21 protein-coding genes are annotated in these 20183 nt (G+C 70.6%); 16 read left to right on the forward strand and 5 right to left on the reverse strand.

What is annotated here, in order from left to right; all coding sequences use genetic code 11:
* Positions 1-167 precede the first annotated feature (167 nt).
* From ACQPXM_RS03540 to ACQPXM_RS03580, 9 genes are read left to right on the forward strand one after another with little or no spacing between them, the layout of a single operon-like run.
* Positions 168-1802: a carbamoyltransferase family protein gene (locus ACQPXM_RS03540; RefSeq protein WP_432944673.1), complete on the forward strand. Its 1635-nt coding sequence runs from the start codon at positions 168-170 to the stop codon at positions 1800-1802.
* Positions 1799-3280: an HAD-IIIA family hydrolase gene (locus ACQPXM_RS03545; RefSeq protein ID WP_432944675.1), complete on the forward strand. Its 1482-nt coding sequence runs from the start codon at positions 1799-1801 to the stop codon at positions 3278-3280. The genes ACQPXM_RS03540 and ACQPXM_RS03545 overlap by 4 nt, the downstream gene beginning before the upstream one ends.
* Positions 3277-4281, forward strand: a complete 1005-nt coding sequence (locus tag ACQPXM_RS03550; protein ID WP_432944677.1) for a glycosyltransferase family 9 protein — start codon at positions 3277-3279, stop codon at positions 4279-4281. Before ACQPXM_RS03545 ends, ACQPXM_RS03550 begins: the two co-directional genes overlap by 4 nt.
* On the forward strand, positions 4278-5237 hold the full coding sequence (locus tag ACQPXM_RS03555) for a glycosyltransferase (protein WP_432944679.1): 960 nt from the start codon (positions 4278-4280) through the stop codon (positions 5235-5237). Before ACQPXM_RS03550 ends, ACQPXM_RS03555 begins: the two co-directional genes overlap by 4 nt.
* Complete coding sequence (locus ACQPXM_RS03560; RefSeq protein WP_432944681.1) at positions 5234-6469, forward strand: glycosyltransferase; 1236 nt, start codon at positions 5234-5236, stop codon at positions 6467-6469. The genes ACQPXM_RS03555 and ACQPXM_RS03560 overlap by 4 nt, the downstream gene beginning before the upstream one ends.
* A complete protein-coding gene (locus ACQPXM_RS03565) occupies positions 6469-7074 on the forward strand; it encodes a D-sedoheptulose-7-phosphate isomerase (RefSeq protein ID WP_432944683.1) in 606 nt (201 codons plus the stop codon). Before ACQPXM_RS03560 ends, ACQPXM_RS03565 begins: the two co-directional genes overlap by 1 nt.
* Positions 7071-8453 (forward strand): D-glycero-beta-D-manno-heptose 1-phosphate adenylyltransferase, encoded by a 1383-nt coding sequence (rfaE2, locus tag ACQPXM_RS03570; RefSeq protein WP_432944685.1) that lies wholly within the window; start codon positions 7071-7073, stop codon positions 8451-8453. The genes ACQPXM_RS03565 and rfaE2 overlap by 4 nt, the downstream gene beginning before the upstream one ends.
* Complete coding sequence (locus tag ACQPXM_RS03575) at positions 8453-9154, forward strand: SDR family oxidoreductase (protein ID WP_432944687.1); 702 nt, start codon at positions 8453-8455, stop codon at positions 9152-9154. Before rfaE2 ends, ACQPXM_RS03575 begins: the two co-directional genes overlap by 1 nt.
* The gene (locus ACQPXM_RS03580) at positions 9151-10056 is read left to right on the forward strand and encodes a glycosyltransferase family 9 protein (protein WP_432944689.1); all 906 of its coding nucleotides are present in this window, start codon (positions 9151-9153) and stop codon (positions 10054-10056) included. Before ACQPXM_RS03575 ends, ACQPXM_RS03580 begins: the two co-directional genes overlap by 4 nt.
* Here the strand turns inward: ACQPXM_RS03580 and ACQPXM_RS03585 are convergent.
* The 3 genes from ACQPXM_RS03585 to ACQPXM_RS03595 all read right to left on the reverse strand — a co-directional run bounded on the left by ACQPXM_RS03585 (position 10040) and on the right by ACQPXM_RS03595 (position 12994).
* The gene (locus ACQPXM_RS03585; RefSeq protein WP_432944691.1) at positions 10040-10990 is read right to left on the reverse strand and encodes a UDP-glucuronic acid decarboxylase family protein; all 951 of its coding nucleotides are present in this window, start codon (positions 10988-10990) and stop codon (positions 10040-10042) included. The two genes, ACQPXM_RS03580 and ACQPXM_RS03585, sit on opposite strands and share 17 nt — an antisense overlap.
* Positions 10991-11061: 71 nt before the next feature.
* Positions 11062-11427 carry an STAS domain-containing protein gene (locus tag ACQPXM_RS03590; protein WP_432944693.1) on the reverse strand — a complete coding sequence of 122 codons (366 nt, stop codon included), beginning with the start codon at positions 11425-11427 and terminating at the stop codon, positions 11062-11064.
* 193 nt (positions 11428-11620) lie between these two features.
* A complete protein-coding gene (locus tag ACQPXM_RS03595) occupies positions 11621-12994 on the reverse strand; it encodes an LVIVD repeat-containing protein (protein ID WP_432944695.1) in 1374 nt (457 codons plus the stop codon).
* A 97-nt stretch (positions 12995-13091) separates the two neighbouring features.
* Here ACQPXM_RS03595 and ACQPXM_RS03600 point away from each other — a divergent pair, with 97 nt between their 5' ends.
* Genes ACQPXM_RS03600 through ACQPXM_RS03610 form a run of 3 tightly spaced genes read left to right on the forward strand, consistent with a single transcriptional unit; the run spans position 13092 to position 15249 of the window.
* Positions 13092-13754, forward strand: coding sequence for a DUF305 domain-containing protein (locus ACQPXM_RS03600; protein WP_432944697.1), 663 nt, complete (start codon positions 13092-13094; stop codon positions 13752-13754).
* Positions 13754-14497, forward strand: coding sequence for an SDR family oxidoreductase (locus ACQPXM_RS03605; protein WP_432944699.1), 744 nt, complete (start codon positions 13754-13756; stop codon positions 14495-14497). Before ACQPXM_RS03600 ends, ACQPXM_RS03605 begins: the two co-directional genes overlap by 1 nt.
* Entirely contained in the window at positions 14494-15249 is a 756-nt protein-coding gene (locus tag ACQPXM_RS03610) for a DNA alkylation repair protein (RefSeq protein WP_432944701.1), read from the forward strand. Before ACQPXM_RS03605 ends, ACQPXM_RS03610 begins: the two co-directional genes overlap by 4 nt.
* A 71-nt stretch (positions 15250-15320) precedes the next feature.
* Here ACQPXM_RS03610 and ACQPXM_RS03615 read toward each other — a convergent pair whose 3' ends face one another.
* Together ACQPXM_RS03615 and ACQPXM_RS03620 are read right to left on the reverse strand one after the other, a co-directional pair.
* A complete protein-coding gene (locus tag ACQPXM_RS03615) occupies positions 15321-16829 on the reverse strand; it encodes a DHA2 family efflux MFS transporter permease subunit (protein WP_432944703.1) in 1509 nt (502 codons plus the stop codon).
* A gap of 41 nt (positions 16830-16870) precedes the next feature.
* Positions 16871-17572, reverse strand: a complete 702-nt coding sequence (locus ACQPXM_RS03620; protein WP_432944705.1) for a hypothetical protein — start codon at positions 17570-17572, stop codon at positions 16871-16873.
* Between the two features lie 222 nt (positions 17573-17794).
* Here ACQPXM_RS03620 and ACQPXM_RS03625 point away from each other — a divergent pair, with 222 nt between their 5' ends.
* The 4 genes from ACQPXM_RS03625 to ACQPXM_RS03640 all read left to right on the forward strand — a co-directional run bounded on the left by ACQPXM_RS03625 (position 17795) and on the right by ACQPXM_RS03640 (position 20178).
* Complete coding sequence (locus ACQPXM_RS03625) at positions 17795-18604, forward strand: DUF4397 domain-containing protein (protein ID WP_432944707.1); 810 nt, start codon at positions 17795-17797, stop codon at positions 18602-18604.
* A gap of 5 nt (positions 18605-18609) precedes the next feature.
* Positions 18610-19239 carry a class F sortase gene (locus tag ACQPXM_RS03630; protein WP_432944709.1) on the forward strand — a complete coding sequence of 210 codons (630 nt, stop codon included), beginning with the start codon at positions 18610-18612 and terminating at the stop codon, positions 19237-19239.
* Positions 19240-19374: 135 nt separating this feature from the next.
* Positions 19375-19500 carry a hypothetical protein gene (locus ACQPXM_RS03635; RefSeq protein ID WP_432944711.1) on the forward strand — a complete coding sequence of 42 codons (126 nt, stop codon included), beginning with the start codon at positions 19375-19377 and terminating at the stop codon, positions 19498-19500.
* 57 nt (positions 19501-19557) lie between these two features.
* Complete coding sequence (locus ACQPXM_RS03640; RefSeq protein ID WP_432944713.1) at positions 19558-20178, forward strand: L-threonylcarbamoyladenylate synthase; 621 nt, start codon at positions 19558-19560, stop codon at positions 20176-20178.
* Positions 20179-20183: the final 5 nt, after the last annotated feature.

Here is a 20183-nt window from a genome sequence, read left to right on the forward strand (position 1 = left end):
GGCAAGTTCATATGAAAACGATTCCACATGCCGGTCGGATCGGCGGGAAGCGCTTCGAGGAGTAGCGCTCCGCCGTGTCACTTCCGAAAGAAGCGCTACTGCGGGTGTATGACGTCCCGCGTGGGGTACTGCCGTGCGGTCACAACGCCTGTCCTGGAGGTGAACCGATGCGGATTCTCGGCGTCAACGCGATCTTCCACGATCCGTCCGCGGCGCTCGTCGTCGACGGCCGGATCGTCGCGGCGGCGGAGGAGGAACGGTTCAGCCGGCGCAAGCACGGGAAACGGCCGGTGCCCTGGTCGGCCTGGGAGCTGCCGGAGCAGGCGATCCGCTGGTGCCTGGACGAAGCCGGGCTGAGACCGGAGGACATCGACGCGGTCGGCTACTCGTTCGATCCCTCGCTGTGCGTCGACCTGGAAGGACTCGGGGTCACGGATCCCGGTGACGCCGTCCGGACCGACTACGCGCGGCGGGCTCCGCGGTTCCTCGCCGCCGCGCTGCCGGGGTTCGACCCGGACAAAGTGCGCTTCGTGCCGCACCACGTCGCGCACGCGGCGTCGGCCGGCCTCGCGGCGCCGTACCGGGAGAGTGCTTGTCTGGTGCTCGACGGGCGGGGTGAACGCGCGTCCCACCTGGCCGGCCGGTACGACGGCCCGAAGCTGGAGATCCTGGCGGCGCAGGACCTGCCGCACTCGCTCGGGCTGCTGTACGAGGACCTGACCGAGCATCTGGGGTTCCTGCGGTCCAGCGACGAGTACAAGGTGATGGCGCTCGCCTCCTATGGCAAGCCGCGCCATCTCGCGGACTTCCGGGAACTCGTCCGCGCCACCGACGGCGGCGGTTTCGTGACCGAGAAGATCGACTGGGCGGCGTACGCACCGAAGGTCGCTCCGGGGGAGGACCTGATCGACGCGCACGCCGACCTGGCCTGCAGCGTGCAGCGCAGGCTCGAAGAAGTGCTGCTGGACCTGGCGCGCTGGCTGCACGAGCAGACCGGTGCCAAGGCGCTGACCATGGCCGGTGGCACGGCCCTCAACTGCGTCGCGAACTCCGTCCTGGCGCGCAGCGGTCCCTACGAGCACGTGTGGGTGCAACCCGCCGCGGGCGACGCCGGTACGTCGCTCGGCGCCGCCCTGCAGCTCAGCGCGGAGCAGGGACGCCCGGAGCCGATGCCCACGTCCGCGCTGGGCCGCGGGTTCACCGACGAGGAGCTGGCCGCGCGGCTGCGGCAGGCGGCGCTGCCGTTCGAGACCCCGCGCGACTTGGCCGCGGTGGTGGCGCAGGCGCTGGCGGAGGACCAGATCATCGCGTGGTTCCAGGGCCGGGCCGAGTACGGACCGCGGGCTCTCGGACACCGCTCGCTGCTGGCTCACCCGGGACGCAAGGAGAACCTCGAGCGGCTCAACGACATCAAGGGCCGCGAGCAGTTCCGCCCGGTCGCGCCGCTGGTGCTGGCCGAACGCGCCACCGACATCTTCGTCGGGCCGCTGCCGAGCCCGTACATGCTGTTCGTGCACGACGTCGTCCCGGCCTGGCAGGAGCGGATTCCCGCGGTCGTGCACGTCGACGGCACGGCCCGGATCCAGACCGTCGACCGGACCGACGAGCCGCTGGTGGCCGCGCTGCTGGCGGAGTTCGAGCAGCGCACCGGTCTGCCCGTTCTGGTCAACACCAGTTTGAACATCGCCGGACGGCCGATGGTGGACAGTCCGCACGACGCGCTGGAGCTGTTCGGTGCCGCGCCGGTCGACATGCTGGTGCTCGGTCCGCACGTGGTCCGGCGAGCCGGGGCCTTCCGGTGACTCGGTGGTCGGTCGTCGTACCCACCGTCGGGCGCCCCTGCCTCACCGATCTGCTGTCCGATCTGGCTCGGCAACCGAACCGGCCCGAAGCGGTGTACGTGGTGGACGACCGGTCCGCTGCGCAGCCGCCGCTCGACCTCACCGCGACCGGGCTCGACGTGGTCGTGCTGCCGGGCGGTGGGCGCGGACCGGCGGCGGCCAGGAACACCGGCTGGCGCGCGGCCTCGACCGAGTGGATCGCCTTCCTGGACGACGATGTCAGGCTGCCGGACGGATGGTCGGACCTGTTACTCGAGGACCTTCGGCAACCTGATCGCGTCGCCGCAGTGCAGGGACGCATCGTCGTACCGCGGGCGTCCGGCCGGCGGCCGACCGATTGGGAGCGCAGTACGGCGGGGCTGGAAGGGGCCAAGTGGGCCACGGCCGACATGGCCTACCGGCGGTCGGTGCTGGAACAGGTCGGCGGCTTCGACGAGCGATTCCCGCGGGCCTACCGCGAGGACGCCGAGCTCGCCCTGCGAGTACGGCGTACCGGCGGGCGATTGGTGGTCGGGGAGCGGTTCGTGAACCACCCGGTCCGGCAGGAGAACTTCTGGGTCAGCGTGCGAGTCCAGCGGGGCAACGCGGACGACGCTCTGCTGCGCGCGATCTACGGCAAGCACTGGCGGGAACTGGCCGAGTGCCCGCCCGGCCGGTTCAAGTGGCACCTGGCAACGGTCTCTACCGCGGGGTTGGCAGTCGCCGGCACGCTGCTCGGCCGGCGCCGTGCTGCGGCCGCGGGTCTGGCGGGCTGGCTGGCCCTGACTGCCGACTTCGCCTGGCGCCGGATCGCCCCGGGTCCGCGGACCAAGGACGAGGTGCAGCGGATGACCGCCACCTCGGCCGTCCTGCCGTTCATGGCCGTCTGGCACCGGACGCGCGGATGGTGGCGTCACCGCGGCAGTACGGCGTGGCCCGGTCCGGTGCGTGCGGTGCTGTTCGACCGGGACGGCACGCTGGTGCACGACGTGCCGTACAACGGCGATCCGGCCAAGGTCGTGCCGGTGGACGGGGCGGAGGAAGCGGTCTCCCGGCTGCGTGCGGCGGGTCTGCGCCTCGGTGTGGTGACGAACCAATCGGGCATCGGGCGCGGGCTGATCAGTGCCGACGACGCCGCCGCGGTGAACCAGCGGGTGGACGAGCTGCTCGGGCCGTTCGACACCTGGCAGCTGTGCCCGCACGTCGAAGCCGATGGCTGCACTTGCCGCAAACCCGCCGCGGGCTTGGTGATCTCGGCCGCGGAGCGGCTCGGCGTACGGCCTGAGCAGGTGGTGGTAGTCGGGGACATCGGCTCGGACGTCGCTGCCGCGCGGGCCGCGGGCGCACGGTCGGTATTGGTGCCGAACGGCAAGACCCGGCCGGAGGAAGTCGAGCAGGCCGCCGTTGTCGCTCCCGATCTCGGTACGGCGGTGGATCTGGTCCTGGAGCAGTGCCGATGAGGACCGTCCTGATCAGCCGGATGGACAACGACGGCGACGTCCTGCTCGCCGGGCCGGCGATCCGCGCCGTGGCGGCCACGGATCGGGTGGTGCTGCTGGTGTCTCCGTCCGGCGAGCAGGCGGCGCGGCTGCTGCCCGGCGTGCACGACGTTTTCGTCTGGCCGTGTCCGTGGACGGGTTTCGATCCGCCGGCCGTCGATCCGGTCAGCGTGGGCACGCTGGTCGACGCGTTGCGCCTGGCGCGGGTGCATCGAGGACTCATTCTCACGTCGTTCCACCAGAGTCCGTTGCCGATGGCGCTGTTGCTGCGAATGGCCGGGCTCAAGTGGATCGGGGCGTCGAGCGTCGACTACCCGGGTTCGCTGCTGGACCTGCGGCACCACCCGGAACCAGGCCATGAGGTCGAGCGCGCCCTGTCCCTGGTCCGGGCCGCGGGCTACGAACTGCCGGACGGTGACGACGGCCGGCTGGCGGTCCGGGACACACTGCCGCCGGTGCAGTTGCCTGAAGCACCTTTCGTCGTGGTTCATCCCGGTGCGTCGGTGCCGGCTCGCGCGCCGGGCGTCGCGACGGCGCGCGCGATGGTCGAGGCATTGGTTGCCGACGGCCACCAAGTTGTGGTGACCGGGTCGCCGTCGGAGCGGCAGCTGACCGCGGCGGTCGCGGCCGGCGGCGGCATCGACCTCGGCGGCCGCACCGGCTACCGGGAGCTCGCCGCGCTGCTGAAGGCGGCGTCCTGCGTGGTGGTCGGCAACACCGGTCCGGCCCATCTCGCCGCCGCCGTCGGTACGCCGGTGGTGTCGCTGTTCGCGCCGGTGGTCCCGGCCGAGTCCTGGGCGCCTTGGGGAGTGCCCACCGTACTGCTCGGCGACCAGCAGGCGCCGTGCGAGGCGACCCGCGCCCGGACCTGTCCGGTGCCGGGACATCCCTGCCTGGACGGGATCTCGGCCGACGAGGTCGTGGTCGCCGTTCGCAAGCTGATCGAGGAGGTGGCCGGATGAGAATCCTGGCCTGGCACGTGCATGCGGCCTGGATGACGTCGTTCGTCCAGGGACCGCACGAGTACTACGTCCCGGTGCTGCCGGACCGGGGTCCGGACGGCCGGGGCCGCGCGCAGACCTACCACTGGCCGGACTCGGTGCGGGAGGTGACGCCTGAAGATGTGCGGACCACCGACGTCGACGTCGTCCTGCTGCAGCGGCCGCACGAGGCCGACCTGTTCGAGCGTTGGTCCGGCCGGTCCGTCGGCGAGCACGGAGTGCCGGCGGTCTACGTCGAGCACAACACCCCGCGCGGCGACGTGAACGACTGGATCCACCCGCTCAGCAAGCGCAGTGACATCCCGGTGGTCCACGTCACCGAGTTCAACCGGACCATGTGGGACAACGGCGTCGCACCGGCGACGGTGGTCGAGCACGGCGTACCGGACTACGGCTACCGCTACACCGGCGATCTGGACTCGCTGGTCGTCTCGGTCAACGAACCCGTACGCCGCTGGCGGGTCGCCGGCACCGACCTGGTCGCGCGGATCGCCGAGCAGGTTCCGGTGAGCGTGTACGGGATGAAGACCGACGAGCTGACGGCCAAGATCCGCTGTGGCCTGGCCGGGGTCGACGACCTGTCCCAGGACCAGTTGCACGACCGGATGGCGCAGCACTTCGCCTACCTGCACCCCTATCGCTGGACCAGCCTCGGCCTGTCCCTGATCGAGGCGATGACGCTCGGCCTGCCGGTCCTCGTGCTGGCCGCGACCGCCGCGCCCGAGTCGGTCCCCGCCGACGCGGGACTGGTCAGCTCCGACGTGGAACTGCTCGGCTCGACGGCGCTCAGGTGGCTGGCCGATCCCGACGTGGCGCGGGAGATCGGGTTGCGCGCCCGGGCGCACGCGCTGGAGCGGTTCGGCCTCGACAGGTTCCTGGACGACTGGGAACGACTGCTGAAGGAGGTAGCTCGATGAGAATCGCGATGGTGTCCGAGCACGCCAGCCCGCTGGCCGTGCTGGCGACCGGCCTGGGCACGGCCGACGCGGGTGGCCAGAACGTCCACGTCGCGGCGCTGGCGTCGGCGCTGGCCCAGCGAGGCCACTCGGTCGAGGTCTACACCCGGCGGGACGACCCGGAGTTGCCCGAGCGGGTCCCGCTCGGCGACGGCGTCGAGGTGATTCACGTCCCGGCCGGTCCACCGCGGCAGATCCCGAAGGACGAGCTGCTGCCGTACATGGCGGCGTTCGGCGACTGGATGGCGGAGCGATGGGCCGTCACGCCCCCTGATCTCGTGCACGCGCACTTCTGGATGTCCGGCGTGGCCTGCGACCGCGTACGGCGTACCGTGCCGGTGCCGTTCGCGCAGACCTTCCACGCGCTCGGGGTGGTCAAGCGGCGCCACCAGGGAGCCCAGGACACGAGTCCGGCCGAGCGATTGGACCTCGAGGCCGGGCTGGCCCGGACAGCCGACGCGGTCATCGCCACGGCGACCGACGAGGTGCGGGAACTGCTCGCCCTCGGAGCGCCGGCGCAGAACATGCATGTCGTTCCGTGCGGCGTCGACCCCGCCCTCTTTGCGGAACAACCCCCACAGATCAGTACGCCGGACGACTGGTGGCAGGGCCAGGGCGGACGCATCCTGTCGCTCAGCCGCCTGGTCGAACGCAAAGGCGTCGACACCGTGATCGCCGCGCTGGCGAGCCTTCCCGATGCGGAGCTGGTTGTCGCCGGCGGTCCCGCCGGAGCAGCCTTCGACCAGGACCCCGAAGTACGCCGGTTGCGCGCCGAGGCCGAACGCCACGGTGTAGCCGATCGCGTACGGCTGATCGGCGCGGTCCCCCGCGACGTGGTACCGCAGTTGCTGCGTTCGGCGGACGTCGTCGCCTGCACACCGTGGTACGAGCCGTTCGGCATCGTGCCGCTGGAAGCGATGGCCTGCGCCCGGCCGGTTGTCGGATCGGCGGTCGGTGGACTGCTCGACACGATCGTCGACGGTGTCACCGGCATCCACGTACCGCCGCGTGACCCCGCCAGGCTCGCGGCCGTGCTGGCCGAACTGCTGGCCGATCCCCAGCGCCGAGCCGAACTGGGCAAGGCAGGAGCCGACCGGGTGGCCGAGCGCTACACCTGGGCCAAGGTCGCCGAGGACACCGAGCGGGTCTACGAGCGACTGACCGCTTCGGTCGCCACGGCGAGGAGGCGCTGATGGCCAGGTTCGGAACGCTGTCCGGGCACCTCGACGACCTGCGGAGCGGCCTGGCCAGTCTGGAACGGCACAACACGCTGATCGAAGGCTGGGGCCGGCAGCTGGCGCCGGTGCTCGCAGGCGGTGGCAGATTGCTTGCTGCAGGCAACGGAGGCAGTGCGGCGGAGGCGCAGCACCTGACCGCCGAGCTGGTCGGCCGGTTCGAGACGGACCGGATTCCACTCTCGGCGCTGGCGCTGCACGCCGAAACGTCCAGCACCACGGCGATCGGCAACGACTTCGGTGGTGACGAGGTGTTCGCTCGCCAGGTGCAGGCGCACGGCCGGCCCGGTGACGTCCTGATGCTGCTGTCCACCAGCGGTCGCAGTACGAACCTGCTGGCCGCGGCCGAACGGGCCCACGCCGGCGGGCTGCTGGTCTGGGCGATGACCGGTCCAGGCCCGAACCCGTTGGCCGACATGGCCGACGAGGCGCTGACGATCGACACCGAGGCACCGACGGCGGTTCAGGAGATCCACCTCGTGGCGGTGCACGCGTTGTGCGCGATCGTCGAGCGGCACCTGTCGCGCGCCGTACGGGAGACGAACGAGGAGGTGACGGTGTGAGCATTCGCGTAGTGGTGATCGGCGACGTCCTGCTGGACCGCGACATCGACGGCCAGGTGGACCGCGTCTGCCCGGACGCTCCGGTGCCGGTGGTCGAGATCGGAGCGGTGAACGAACGAGCCGGTGGCGCCGGTCTGGCCGCCAGTCTGCTCGCGCGGGAAGGGATCGAGGTCCGCCTGCTCACCGCGCTGGCCGACGACGAGCCGGCCAAGCGTTTGTCGGCGCTGCTGACCGAGCGGGTGCCGGTGACCGCGATCCTGAACGCGTCGGGCACGCGCTGCAAGACCCGGGTCCGCAGTGCCGGGCAGTCGTTGCTGCGCCTCGACGTGGAACCGTCGAAGGAGGAACCGGCGATCCAGGGCCCCTGCGACGTGCAGGCGCTCGAGGAAGCGCTGGAGGAGGCCGATGCCGTCCTGGTGTCCGACTACGGCGGTGGTGTGGTGGCGCACCCGGAGGTGTACGGCGTACTGCGGCGCTGGGCGTCACAGCGGGCTGTCGTCTGGGATCCGCACCCGCGCGGTGCTCAGCCCGTGCCTGGCGTCACGCTGGCGACACCGAACCGCTCGGAGGCTCAGCACTTCTGCGACACCGCGGGCGAACCGGACCAGCTGGTGGTGCGGTTGCGCGACCAGTGGCAGGCCTGGGCGGTCGCGGTGACCGACGGCGGCAACGGGGTGTTCACAGCGGCCGGTGGTGCGCCCGCCACCTTCACACCGACGCCGTTCGACCACCGCGGCGACGCCTGCGGTGCGGGCGACCGGTTCGCCGGCACGGTGGCAGCGGCCCTGGGCTCGGGCGCGACCGCCCGGGACGCGGTCGAACGGGCTGTCTCCGACACCGCCGCGTGGCTGGTCGCCGGAGGTGTGTCCGGACCGGCCGACACCGGCCTGCGCATTCCCTGGACCACCGAGCAGGACGACGCCGCGGCGGTGATCCGGCGGGTTCATGCCGGTGGCGGCAAGGTGGTGGCGACCGGAGGCTGCTTCGACGTCCTGCACGCCGGCCACATCGCCAGCCTGGAAGCCGCTCGCCGGCTGGGCGACGCGCTGATCGTGCTGGTCAACTCCGACGACAGCATCCGTCGCCTCAAGGGCCCGGACCGGCCGGTCAACTCGCTGGCCGATCGTCTCCAGGTCCTGCGCTCCCTGCGCTGTGTGGACGCGGTCGCGGTCTTCGACGACGACGACCCGTGCCGGCTGCTGGACGAGCTCCGCCCGGACATCTGGACCAAGGGCGGTGACTACACCGCCGAGATGTTGCCCGAGACACCTGTGGTCAGCGAGTGGGGTGGCCGGGTGGTGCTGGTGCCCTACCTGGCGGGCCGGTCCACCACGTCCATCCTGAACCGCACCGCACCGATCGACGAGAGGACTGTGTGATGACCGAGCCGATCCCTTCCGCTCTGTCCCGCGTGGCGGTGACCGGAGGCGCCAGCGGCCTAGGGGCCGCCGTGGTTCGCGCCGTCCAGAAGCGTGGCGGAACGGCCGTCGTGCTGGACCGCCAGAAGCCGGCCGAGGACGGACCGTGGGTCGAGGTCGACCTGTCCGATCCGGCGGCCGCCGAACCGGCGCTGGCCGCCGCCGAAGACCAGATCGGCCCGCTGACCGGGGTGGTCACCGCGGCCGGAACCGACGCCTGCGGGCTGATCACCGACGTCTCGCTGGACGACTGGGTCCGCGTGATCAACGTGAACCTGATCGGTACGGCGGCGATCGCCCGGGCCGCGGTCCCCCGGCTGGAACGCAGCCGCGGCCGGATCGTGACCGTCGCGTCCACGCTCGGGTTGCGCGCGCTCAGCGACGCCACGGCGTACTGCGCGTCGAAGTTCGGGGTGGTCGGCTTCACCAGGGCGCTGGCGGTGGAGACCGCCGGCCGGGTCGGGGTCACCATGCTGGTGCCGGGTGGGATGCAGACCGCGTTCTTCGACGGGCGTCCCGACCAGTACAAGCCCGGGCCGGACGCCGTACTGAACGATCCGGACGCGGTGGCCGAAACCGTCGCGTACGCGCTGTCGCAGCCGCCGGGCGTCGAGATCCGCGAGCTCGTGGTGACCCCGTCGACGGAGCCGTCCTGGCCGTGACGATCCTCGTACTGCGGGCGCTCGGGCTCGGCGACGCGCTGACCGGCGTACCGGCGTTGCGGGGGCTGAAGCGCCGTTATCCCGAGCACCCCCTCGTCCTGGCGGGCACCGAGCCGGTGGCGAGCTGGCTTCGTCGGCTCGGTGTGGTCGACGAGGTGGTCCCGACGCCCGGACTGGCGGGACCACCGCCGGGCTCGGCTCTCGGACCGCACCTCGCCGTCAACCTGCACGGGCGCGGGCCGCAGAGTCACCGGCTGCTGCTCGACGGCGGACCGGACGAACTGATCGCGCTCGACTGCCCGGAAGCGGGTTACCGCAGTACGACGGTGTGGCGCGGTGACGAGCACGAGGTCGACCGGTGGTGCCGGCTGGTTCGGGACGCGGGTGGCGACTGCTCGCCCGAAGACCTGCGGCTGGACATCCCGTCCGTCTCCACGGATGTCGTGCTCGTCCACCCCGGCGCAGCCAGTACGGCGCGGCAGTGGCCGCCGGAGCGCTGGGTCGCGGTCGTTTCCCAGCTCCAGCGTGCAGGCCGCCGGGTGATGCTGACGGGTGGACCGCACGAGCGTGAGCTGTGTGGCCTGATCAGCAAGCCCACGGGATGCGAGGACGCGAGCGGACGCTACGACCTGGACGAACTGGCACGAGTGGTGGCAGGAGCGGCGCTGCTGATCAGCGGTGACACCGGAGTCGCCCATCTGGCCACAGCCGTGGGCACTCGGTCCGTCACGCTGTTCGGGCCCACCCCGCCGCGGTGGTGGGGACCTGCGATCGATCGCGAGCTGCACACCGTGCTCTACCGCGGCACCGAACCGGGCGATCCGCACGCGGACCAGCCCGACGAAGCGTTGCTGAGGATCAGCGTCGACGACGTCCTGGCCGCGGTCACTGCGCCGGGCTGAGCTCCTGCTCGCGGAACCAGTCGACCGTGCTGCGCAGTCCGTCTCGCCAGTCGACCGCCGGCTTCCAGCTGAGCACTTCCTCGGCCAGCGTGGTGTCCGGGCGCCGTACGCCGGGGTCGTCGACCGGCCGGTCCACGAACTCGATCGTCGACTGCGAACCGGTCGCGGCGATCACGTCCTGGGCGATCCGCAGCACCGACCGTTCGTCCGGGTTGCCGATGTTCACCGGGCCCGCGTGGCTGCCGAAGGCCAGCCGCAGGATGCCCTCGACGGTGTCGTCGACGTGGCACACCGACCGCGTCTGGCTGCCGTCGCCGGCCACCGTCAGCGGTTCGCCGGCGAGCGCCTGGCGGATGAAGGTGGGGATCGCGCGGCCGTCGTTCGGGCGCATCCGCGGGCCGTAGGTGTTGAAGATCCGCACGATCGCGGTGTCGACGCCCTCGGCTTCCCGGTACGCCGTGGTGAGCGCCTCGGCGTACCGCTTGGACTCGTCGTACACGCCGCGCGGGCCGATCGGGTTCACGTGGCCCCAGTAGTCCTCCGGCTGCGGGTGCACTTGCGGGTCGCCGTACACCTCCGAGGTGCTGGCGAGCAGGAACCGGGCGCCCTTCTCCTTGGCCAGGCCCAGCGCGTGCCAGGTGCCGATCGCGCCGACCTTCAGGGTTTGGATCGGCAGCCGCAGATAATCGATCGGCGAGGCCGGGCTCGCGAAGTGCAGCACCAGATCGACCGGCCCGGGCACGTGCACGAACTCGGTCAGATCGCAGCGGGTGAGGGTGAAATCGGGATGCTCGAGCAGATGGCCGACGTTGTCCGGCTTGCCGGTGAGGAAGTTGTCCAGGCAGGTCACCTTGTGCCCGGACTGCAGCAGCCGTTCGCACAGATGACTGCCGAGGAAACCTGCTCCACCGGTGACGATCGTGTGATTCTGCATACGTCGAAGTACCCCTGGCCGGGGTGGACAAACGGCGTCGGCGGCCGCGAAAGTGCTTGCTTTACGGGCTGTCAGCGAGAGTCGTCGCCGACCTGGCGCTCGGCGTCCTCGACGGAGGCGAAGATCCGGAACTCCTGGCCCAGACCGGTGATCGTCAGCGGCCGGTCGACCGGCCGGCCGACCCCGACCAGCGCCAGCTCGATGCCGTGCTGCGTCGCCAGCCGACGGGCTTCGACCAGGTTGCCGAGTCCGGCGGAGCTGCAGAACGTGACCGCGGAGACGTCGATCAGCACGCTGCGGGCCGGTGGGGCGATCGCCGCCCGGATCGACTCCGACGCGAAGTCGGTGGTGGCGATGTCGATCTCGCCGGACAGCCGGATCAGCACGACCCCGGGTCGCAGCTCCTCGGTGACGGCGTCGAACGTCGTCCTGATCATGGCGCCGTCCTCGGAATCTGCCTGGCTCACGGCGGTCTCTCCCCCGGGCAGCCCCGCGAAACGCCGGTCGGTCCTGGCGTGGTGGGTGACAGCCCTGGTGTAACCGTATGCCGGATTGCTCCGGGGTCACAATGGCTGTACCGCCAGTGACCCCGGAGCGTGATGTAAGCGCTTAGCCCTGGTCAGTGCCCGGTCAGCGCCGGAACGCCGGCTGGGTCTGGACGTTGAGCTCCTTCAACTTGACCCGTTCGGCGGGGTCCGTGCGCCGGTCCTTGATCTTGAACACGTCGAACGCGGTCACCGACTCGGTGCCGTAGATCGCGCCGTTGTAGTAGTAGACCGACCAGTAGCCGCCGAACGACGCCGGGTCGCGCGGCGGGCGGTCGAAGTACCCGATCTCCTTCGGGTGCGCGGAATCGGTGAAGTCCCAGACCGAGAAACCGCCCTGGTACCAGGCCTGCACCATGATGTCGCGGCCCTTGACCGGGATCAGCGAGCCGTTGTGCGAGACGCAGTTCTCCTTCTCGGCCTGGTGCCGATCGATCTTGTAGTAGCTGCGGAACTGCAGCTTGCGGTGCTTGACGTCGAAGATCGCGGTGGCACCCTTGTTCGGGCCGACCTCGGGGTTGCACTCCGCGCCGCCACCGCCGCCGAGCTCGTCCATGAACACGACCTTGCTGCCGTCGCCGTTGAAGGTGGCGCCGTGCCAGAAGGAGAAGTTCTCCGCGTCCTGGACCCGGTCGAGCACCTTCGGCTGCTCCGGTCGCGAGATGTCGAGCAGCAGGCCGTCACCCATACAGGCCGCGGCGGCGATGTTCTTGGCCGGGAACGCGGTGATGTCGTGGCAGCCGCTGGTCGCGTAGCCGGTCTCGCTGCCCGGGAACCCGCCGTCGGGGAAGAGCACCGGCGAGGCGACCACGGCGGCCTGCTCGGGGTGCCGCAGCGGCACCTTGACGATGTCGACCCGGTCGTTCGGCGGCTGGCAGTCGGGGTACGTCGCGTTCGGGAAGTACGACGAGTTGTAGACGTAGACCGAGCGCCTGGACTTGTCGGGGACCAGCGTGTGGGTGTGCGAGCCGCAACGGGTCTCCACCGCGGCGACGTAGCGCGGGTTGCGGGGATCCTTCACGTCGAAGATCTTGATCCCCTCCCACGACTCCTTGAGCGTCGGCGACTGCGCGACGCTCTGGCAGGAGCTGTTGTTGCGCGACGAGTCGGTGCTGAGGAACAGCAGACCGTCGTACACGCTGATGTCGTTCTGGCTGCCGGGGCACGAGACCTGGCTGATCAGCTGGGGTGCGGCGGGGTTCGCGATGTCGTAGATCGCGAAGCCGGAGTAGTTGCCGACGTACGCGCGCCGGCCGGCGAACGCGATGTCGGTGTTCACCCCACCGGCCAGCGGACCGGTCATCGGCACGCTGGCCAGGTGGGTGATGTTGTCGCTCTTGGCGGCGCCGGTCTCCGGCGGCGCGGGCACCTCCGCGGCGGCGGCACCGGACAGGCCGGTCAGACCGGCGAGAAGGGCTAGCGAAAGACTGAGACGGACGAGCGTGCGTGGGCGGCGCATGCCGGGGTCCCTTCTGTTCGGTTGAATCGATCGATTGCCTCAGGGTAAGCGTGATAGACACTGTGGGGAAGCGAATTGCCACGAAGAGTGAGGTGCTGTGAGCCACTTCCGCCCGCCCCGGACACTTGCTCTGCTCGCCGCGCTGGGCCTCGCCCTGACCGGATGCAGCGAGTCGAAACCAGAGACGGCACCCTCGCCGTCCGGCCCAGCTCGTCCGTCCGTTCCGGTCATCGTTCCCGGTACGCCGGGCGGCCCGAACCAGACGCTCGCCACGGTTCCCTCGTCGCCGGCCACCGTCGATCCCGACGACCTGACGTTCCTGAGCGACATGATGATCCACCACAGCCAGGCTCTGGTGATGGCCGAACGGGCCAGAACGGCCGGGTCCAACGCGCGCGTGAAGGGACTGGCCGAGCGGATCCGGGTCGGTCAGAAGCCCGAGATCGAAGCGATGCGGCAGTTGCTGGTCGAACGCGGCGGCACCCCGCCGGCGCTCGAACACGTCGAGCACGCCGACCACAGCGGCATGCCGGGCATGGCGACGCCGGCCGAGCTGGCCAAGCTGCTGAACTCCACCGGGAAGGCGTTCGACCAGCTGTTCCTGGCCCTGATGATCAAGCATCATGAGGGCGCGGTGACGATGAGCGGAACGGCCATCGAGAAGGGTGCCGACCTGCGGATCGGCGAACTCGCGCAGGACGTCAGCGTCACCCAGACCAAGGAGATCGCGACGATGCGGCGGTTGCAGAAGGAGCTGTGATGGGAGTCCTGGACGGCAAGGCGGCACTCGTCACCGGTGGCTCGCGCGGCATCGGCGCCGCGATCGTTCGCCGCCTCGCGGCCGACGGCGCCGCGGTCACCTTCACCTATGCGTCGTCCGGCCAGGCTGCCGACGAGGTGGTCGCCGCGGTGAAGGACGCCGGCGGCCGGGCGTACGCCGTACAGGCTGATCAGGCCGACGTCGACCGGCTGCCCGCGGTCTTCGAGGCCGCGGCCGAGCCGGCTGGTGGGCTGGACATCCTGGTGTGCAACGCGGCGCGCTCGATGGTGAAGCCGATGGCCGACGTGACACTCGACGACTACGACGAGATGTTCGGCACGAACCTGAAGGGTCCGTACTTCGCGATCAAGCGGGCCGGCGAGGTACTGCGCGACAACGGCCGGATCGTCACCGTCTCGACGCTGAACACCAGCTTCCCGGTGCCCGGCATCTCCCTGTACGCCGGCAGCAAGGGCGCGCTCGAGCAGGTCACCAAGGTCGCGGCCCGCGAGTTCGGCGCGCGCGGCATCACCGCCAACGTGGTCTCGCCCGGCGCGACCGACACCGACATGTTCCGCGACTCCAACCCGCCGGAGGCCGCCGACCTGCTGATCGGTCTCACCGCGCTCGGCCGCGTCGGCGTACCGGCCGACGTCGCGGACATCGTCGCCTTCCTGGCCGGCCCGGATTCACACTGGCTCACCGGCCAGAACCTGCGCGCCACGGGCGGCTTGATGCTGTGACCGTCGCGAACCTTCTGGCCGACATCGACGCCGCCGCCGACGCGGGAACGGCAGCGGTCCTGTCCGGCTATTTCCAGGTCAAACCCGGCGGCTACGGCGAAGGCGACCTGCTGATCGGCGTCAAGCTCTCCACCCTGCGCGGCATCGTCAAGCCCTACCAGCGTGCGGAGCTGCCGCTGCCGGATCTCGAAGAGGCGCTGCACAGCCCGGTCCACGAACACCGCCTGGCCGTGCTCTGCCTGCTCGCCGACCGCGCCGACCGCGCGCTGAAACCCCGGACGGCCGACCCCGCGGACCTTGCCGCGATCTTCGATCTCTACCTGCGCAACACCGAACACGTGAACAACTGGGACTTGGTCGACTGCAGCGCACCCCAGATCGTCGGCGGTCACCTGCTCGACCGCCCCGGCGACGTACTGCACACCCTGATCCGCTCACCCCTGATCTGGGACCGGCGGATCGCGCTGGTCGCCACCCACCGCTTCATCCGCGCCGGCGACAGCACCGACATCTACGCTCTCGCGCCGCAGGTTCTCGACGACCCCGAAGACCTGATCCACAAGGCCGCCGGCTGGATGCTCCGCGAGGCGGGCAAACGCGTCTCACCCGACGAGCTGCTGGCCTGGCTCGACCAGTACGCCGTACAGATGCCGCGCACGATGCTGCGCTACGCGATCGAGCAGTTCCCACCGGAGACGCGCAAGCACTACCTGGCGTTGCGCAAGGTCACGGCAGGGGAAGGCCGGTCCTGACGCCCTCTTCGGGACAGCTGGAAGAAGACGGGATATGTCGACATGTCGGCTGTGTGGTGGTGCTGGCGAGGTCAGCCTCGCTTCGAAGTGGACGGGCTGTTCGAGAGCGGCGGCGACTCCAGCGCGCAGTGCCGGTGAGTTGTCGCCGCCTCCGGCGTCGTACGGCGGGAGCCCCGGTCGGCCAGTGTCAGGTACGCCAGTACGGCGCCCGCCACGGCCAGCACGGCCGAGATCACCATCGCCGTCATGAAGCTGTCCTGGAAGGCGGCGGGGTCCCGGTACGAGTCGCCGGTGATGCCGGCCGCCAGCGGGATCGCCGCGACCGCCATCAGCTGGGCCGAGCGGGCGACGGCGTTGTTGACCCCGGACGCGATGCCCGCGTGGTGGTCCTCGACCGAGTTGAGCACGGTCGCCGTCAGGGGAGCCACCGTGCAGACCAGGCCGATCCCCAGGACGACGACCGACGGCAGGATCACGGTGAAGTACCCGACGCCCGGCTCGATCTGCCGCATCAGCAGGAAGCCGCCGGCCATGAAGAGTGGCCCGACGGTCATCGGGATGCGTGCCCCGATCCGCTCGGACAGGCTGCCCGCGTAGCCCGACAGGAACAGCATCAGCAGCGTCATCGGCAGCAGGGCGGCGCCGGCCGTCAGGGCGTCGTACCCGAGAACGGTCTGTAGGTAGACGACAACCAGGAACGTGGCGGTGCCGAGCGCGCCGTACACGACGACGGTGACCAGGTTGGCGCCGGTGAAGCGCACGTTGGCGAAGATCCCGGGCGGCAGCATCGGATGCGAGCTGCGGCGCTCGACCTCGACGAACACCGCCAGAGCGACGACGCCGATCGCCAGTGCCGCGATCACCGTCGAGTCGCCGAATCCCCGGTCGCCGGCGCTGATCAGGCCGAAGGTCAGTCCGGCCAGACCGACTGTGGCCAGGGCTGCTCCGGTGAGGTCGAGCTTGCCGGTCGCCTGCTCGTCGCGAGTCTCGGGGATGTGGCGAAGGGTGACCAGCACAGTGGCAGCGGCGAGCGGAAGGTTGAGCAGGAAGATCATGCGCCACGAGCCGCTGTCGACCAGGGCGCCGCCGACGAACGGGCCGATGGCCGCCGCGACCGACGTGAGCCCCGACCAGGCTCCGACCGCTTTGCCGCGGTCGGAGGGCTGGAAGCTGGTCTGCAGGATGGCCAGGCTGCCCGGGGTGAGCAGTGCGCCTCCGATTCCTTGCAGGATGCGGCCGGCGATCATCACCTCGAGGTTCGGCGCCACCGCGCAGACGGCCGAGGCCACGGCGAACCAGACCACCCCGACCACGAACAGCCGGCGCCTGCCGAGCCGGTCACCCAGCGAGCCGCTCAGCAGGATCAGTGAGGCCAGCATCAGCATGTAGCCGTTGACGATCCACTGCAGTCCGGAGACTTCGGCGTTGAGGTCTTCGCCCATGGCGGGCAGGGCGACGTTCACGACCGTGCCGTCGAGAAAGGCCATGCCCGAGCCGAGGGCCGTGGCGGCGAGCACCCAGCGGGCGCGCGCCGTACCGAAGGCGATCCGGTCAGATGAGCCAGCCTGCGCGTCGACCATACGGAACAGGGTAGGCCCGGGGCTGTCGCTGCAGAGTGCCGTCAGGGCTGCATCGGCAGGTCGAGCTGGAGTACGGCGAGGGCGCGCCCGGCCGGGAGGCCCGGCTGGATTCCGAGCTTCGGTGGCTGTCCGACAGCGCAGCGGGTCTCGGCCATCAGCGGGCAGGCCGCGTTCAGCAGGCCACCTCCCGAGACGGCGAGATTGGTGGGCAGCGTCCCGTCGGTCGCGGCGGCGAGGGGGCTGATCGCGGCCAGCGCTCGGCCGACGCGCGACGGCCGGCTGCGCGCGGACGAACCGCTGAGCCGGTACGTCAGCTCCAGCCGAGTGGCCGCCGAGTCCAGTGACAGCGTCCGGGCCGGCTTCACCTCGGTGTCCGCACCCAGGACCGGGTCACCGTCGGCGACGATCCGCAGACCGGTCGCCTCGGGATCAGTGCGAGCCAGCAGGCCTTGCAGTCGTTCTCCCGACTGCGGTACGCGCAATCGCAGGGTTCTGGTCGCACTGCGCAGTACGACCTCCTCGGTGACGTCGAAACTGCCGTCACCGCGCGGTACGGCGGTCAGCCGGATCCCCGCCGCGGTCAGGTCCGGGCCCTGGATGGTCGGTGGTTGCACCCGATCGCTGCCCGTGCCGACCGGCAGCGGACCGGGACTCGGCGGGGTCGGTCCGGTGAACTCGTCCGAGCACGCGGTGGCCAGCCCCACGATCAGCAGGGCGGACGCGAGCCGTCGAATTCCGGCCATGTGAATCGCCCCCCACGGACCCGGCCACTTCCTCTGGTGGCCGGATCGACTTGCGCATACGATACGCCGGAATTGGATCGTTCAGGCAATTCCAGGGGTGACGATTCCGAGGGGGGAGAAATGCGGAAGCGGAAAGTGGTCGGGCAATTCCGAACAGTTGCGATGCCGCCTGAAAAGGCGGCCGGTGCGATTCCGAGAATGCGGGGTCCGCTATTTAGGCCGGTGTTTTCACTGTGGCTCGCGGTGCTCGTCGCCGCGGTGGCGGCGGTGTTCGCCGCGCCGGCCGGGGCGGCCTCCGGCGGGGTCGTGTACGTCGTCCAGGGCCTGCCGGGGCAGACCGTCGACGTCCGGGTGGACGGCAAGGTCGTGGCGCGCGGGGTCGCCGCGACAAAGGTCGTCGGGCCGTTCTCGGTGGCGGCCGGACAGCGCCGGATCACCGCGGTGGCGGGCGGGAGGACGCTCGTCGACCGGCAGATCGCGGTCCAGGCCGGCAGCAACCAGGACGTGGTGATCCACCGGCCGGCCGCGCCGAGCGCCCCGCCGGTGATCACCAGCTACCCGAACAAACTGACCGCCGTACCGAAGGACAAGGCGGCGGTCCGGGTCGCGCACACGGCCGCGGTCGGGCCGGCCGACATCCGGGTGAACGGGAAAGTGCTGTTCGCGAACGTGGCGAACGGTGAATCACTCGACGTCGTCGTTCCGGCTGGAACTTACACCGTCGACATCGTGCCGGCCGGAGCCAACGGGCCGGTTGTTCTGGGCCCGGCGCAGTTGCCCGTCGAGGCCGGATATCTGACCCGCGTTTTCGCGGTCGGGGAACCGAACTCGAAAACGATGACGGTCGCGGTCGCGACCCTGCGGCTGCCGGGCACGGGAACGGACAAACCGGGAATGGTCGACACCGGGACCGGCGGTCAGGCGGCGGCGATGTCGCGGCAGGAGCCGTCGTCGACGGCGCCGCTGCTCGCGCTCGTCCTGCTGGGCGGTTGCGCGCTGCTGGTGACGGTCCGGAAGGTGGTCGGTCGCTGACCAAGATGCTGCTCGGTCTGCTTCTGGTTCTCAGCGTGGCCCTGGAGGGGTGCGCCGCGCCGGCGGACGAAGCGGACCCGGGCCGTGGTGCGGGCGGTGGCACGGTGTCGGTGCCGCCGCCCGCCGAGTCAGGATCGGTGCCGCAGGCAAGGATCGGTACGCCGGCCGCGAGTCAGCGGATCCGGTTCGTCCCGACCGAGGTCGTGCTGCCCGGCGGAGCCGCCGCGACCGTTGTGCCGGCCGGGACGGTGGGCGGCCGCCTGGTCGTTCCGGACGCCGTACGCCGGGTGGGCTGGTGGGACGGTGGCGCGCAGGCCGGTGATCCGTTCGGGGCCGTGGTGCTGGCCGGACACGTCGACTCGGCGACCGAAGGGATCGGGTACTTCGCGCGGCTGCTCCGGATCCGGGTCGGTGAGACGGTCGTGCTGCGCGGGGACGGGCACAGTGCGTCGTACCGGGTGAGTTCGGTGGTGGAGGTGCCGAAGGACGCGCTCGCGACGCGCAGCGGTGCCTTCGAGCAGACCGGCGACCACCGGCTGTCGCTGATCACCTGCGCGGGCGCGTTCGACGCCGCGCGCGGTGGTTACGCGTCGAACCTGCTGGTCACGGCGGTTCCGCTCGGACTCGCCAAGTGATCTGAGGGGTGCCGGCCTTCACGGCGGCGCTGCGGCAACTGGGAGTCAGGTGACTCACTGACCGCACCCCGGAACGGTCCCTGAAGTCGGGGAGCCGGTGTTCAGCTCGGGGGCCGGTCGGTGGATGATGTTGACATGACAGGTCCGACCGCACCCCCGGCCCCAGGAGACGAGCGCGCCGCTCGCCGGGCGCGCTGGCTGCTGGTCTTCGTACTCGGCTGCCTCGCGCTGGCGATCTCGGTCATCACGTCCCACCTGTGACTGCGGCTGCGAGTGCTTGGCACGCGGAGTAGTGGGGCGAACGCTAGGGTCTGGGGTATGGCGAGGTATTTCGACGTGCATCCGGAGAATCCGCAGAAGCGGGCGATCGGTCAGGTGGTCGACCTGGTGCGGGCGGGTGGCTTGATCGCGTACCCGACGGACTCGTGCTTCGCGCTCGGTTGCCAGCTCGGCAACCGCGACGGCATCGACCGGATCAAGTCGATCCGGCAGCTGGACGACCGGCACCACTTCACGCTGGTCTGCCAGGACTTCGCCCAGCTGGGACAGTTCGTGCACATCAGCAACGCGGTGTTCCGGTCGATCAAGGCGGCGACGCCGGGCAGTTACACGTTCATCCTGCCCGCGACCAAAGAGGTGCCGCGCCGGTTGCTGCACCCGAAGAAGAAGACCGTCGGCGTGCGGATCCCCGACCACGTCGTGGCGCAGGCGCTGGTCGCCGAGCTGGGCGAACCACTGCTGTCGAGCACCTTGCTGCTGCCCGACCACGACGAGCCGATGACCCAGGGCTGGGAGATCAAGGAAGAACTCGACAACCAGCTCGACGCGGTGATCGACTCCGGCGAGGCCGGCACCGAGCCGACCACGGTGATCGACTTCTCCGACGACGTCCCGGAGATCGTCCGCGTCGGCGCGGGAGACCCCACCCCGTTCGAGTAGCTCAC

This window comes from Kribbella sp. CA-253562 (assembly GCF_050942265.1).
Classification (GTDB): Bacteria; Actinomycetota; Actinomycetes; order Propionibacteriales; family Kribbellaceae; genus Kribbella.

What these genes read in the sequence shown, in the direction of transcription:
- ACQPXM_RS03540 (WP_432944673.1), top strand. Translation starts at nt 168, where the DNA reads ATGCGGATTCTCGGCGTCAACGCGATCTTCCACGATCCGTCCGCGGCG.
- ACQPXM_RS03550 (WP_432944677.1), top strand. Translation starts at nt 3,277, where the DNA reads ATGAGGACCGTCCTGATCAGCCGGATGGACAACGACGGCGACGTCCTG.
- ACQPXM_RS03555 (WP_432944679.1), top strand. Translation starts at nt 4,278, where the DNA reads ATGAGAATCCTGGCCTGGCACGTGCATGCGGCCTGGATGACGTCGTTC.
- ACQPXM_RS03560 (WP_432944681.1), top strand. Translation starts at nt 5,234, where the DNA reads ATGAGAATCGCGATGGTGTCCGAGCACGCCAGCCCGCTGGCCGTGCTG.
- ACQPXM_RS03565 (WP_432944683.1), top strand. Translation starts at nt 6,469, where the DNA reads ATGGCCAGGTTCGGAACGCTGTCCGGGCACCTCGACGACCTGCGGAGC.
- ACQPXM_RS03575 (WP_432944687.1), top strand. Translation starts at nt 8,453, where the DNA reads ATGACCGAGCCGATCCCTTCCGCTCTGTCCCGCGTGGCGGTGACCGGA.
- ACQPXM_RS03585 (WP_432944691.1), bottom strand. Translation starts at nt 10,990, where the DNA reads ATGCAGAATCACACGATCGTCACCGGTGGAGCAGGTTTCCTCGGCAGT.
- ACQPXM_RS03590 (WP_432944693.1), bottom strand. Translation starts at nt 11,427, where the DNA reads ATGATCAGGACGACGTTCGACGCCGTCACCGAGGAGCTGCGACCCGGG.
- ACQPXM_RS03595 (WP_432944695.1), bottom strand. Translation starts at nt 12,994, where the DNA reads ATGCGCCGCCCACGCACGCTCGTCCGTCTCAGTCTTTCGCTAGCCCTT.
- ACQPXM_RS03605 (WP_432944699.1), top strand. Translation starts at nt 13,754, where the DNA reads ATGGGAGTCCTGGACGGCAAGGCGGCACTCGTCACCGGTGGCTCGCGC.
- ACQPXM_RS03615 (WP_432944703.1), bottom strand. Translation starts at nt 16,829, where the DNA reads ATGGTCGACGCGCAGGCTGGCTCATCTGACCGGATCGCCTTCGGTACG.
- ACQPXM_RS03620 (WP_432944705.1), bottom strand. Translation starts at nt 17,572, where the DNA reads ATGGCCGGAATTCGACGGCTCGCGTCCGCCCTGCTGATCGTGGGGCTG.
- ACQPXM_RS03630 (WP_432944709.1), top strand. Translation starts at nt 18,610, where the DNA reads ATGCTGCTCGGTCTGCTTCTGGTTCTCAGCGTGGCCCTGGAGGGGTGC.
- ACQPXM_RS03635 (WP_432944711.1), top strand. Translation starts at nt 19,375, where the DNA reads ATGACAGGTCCGACCGCACCCCCGGCCCCAGGAGACGAGCGCGCCGCT.
- ACQPXM_RS03640 (WP_432944713.1), top strand. Translation starts at nt 19,558, where the DNA reads ATGGCGAGGTATTTCGACGTGCATCCGGAGAATCCGCAGAAGCGGGCG.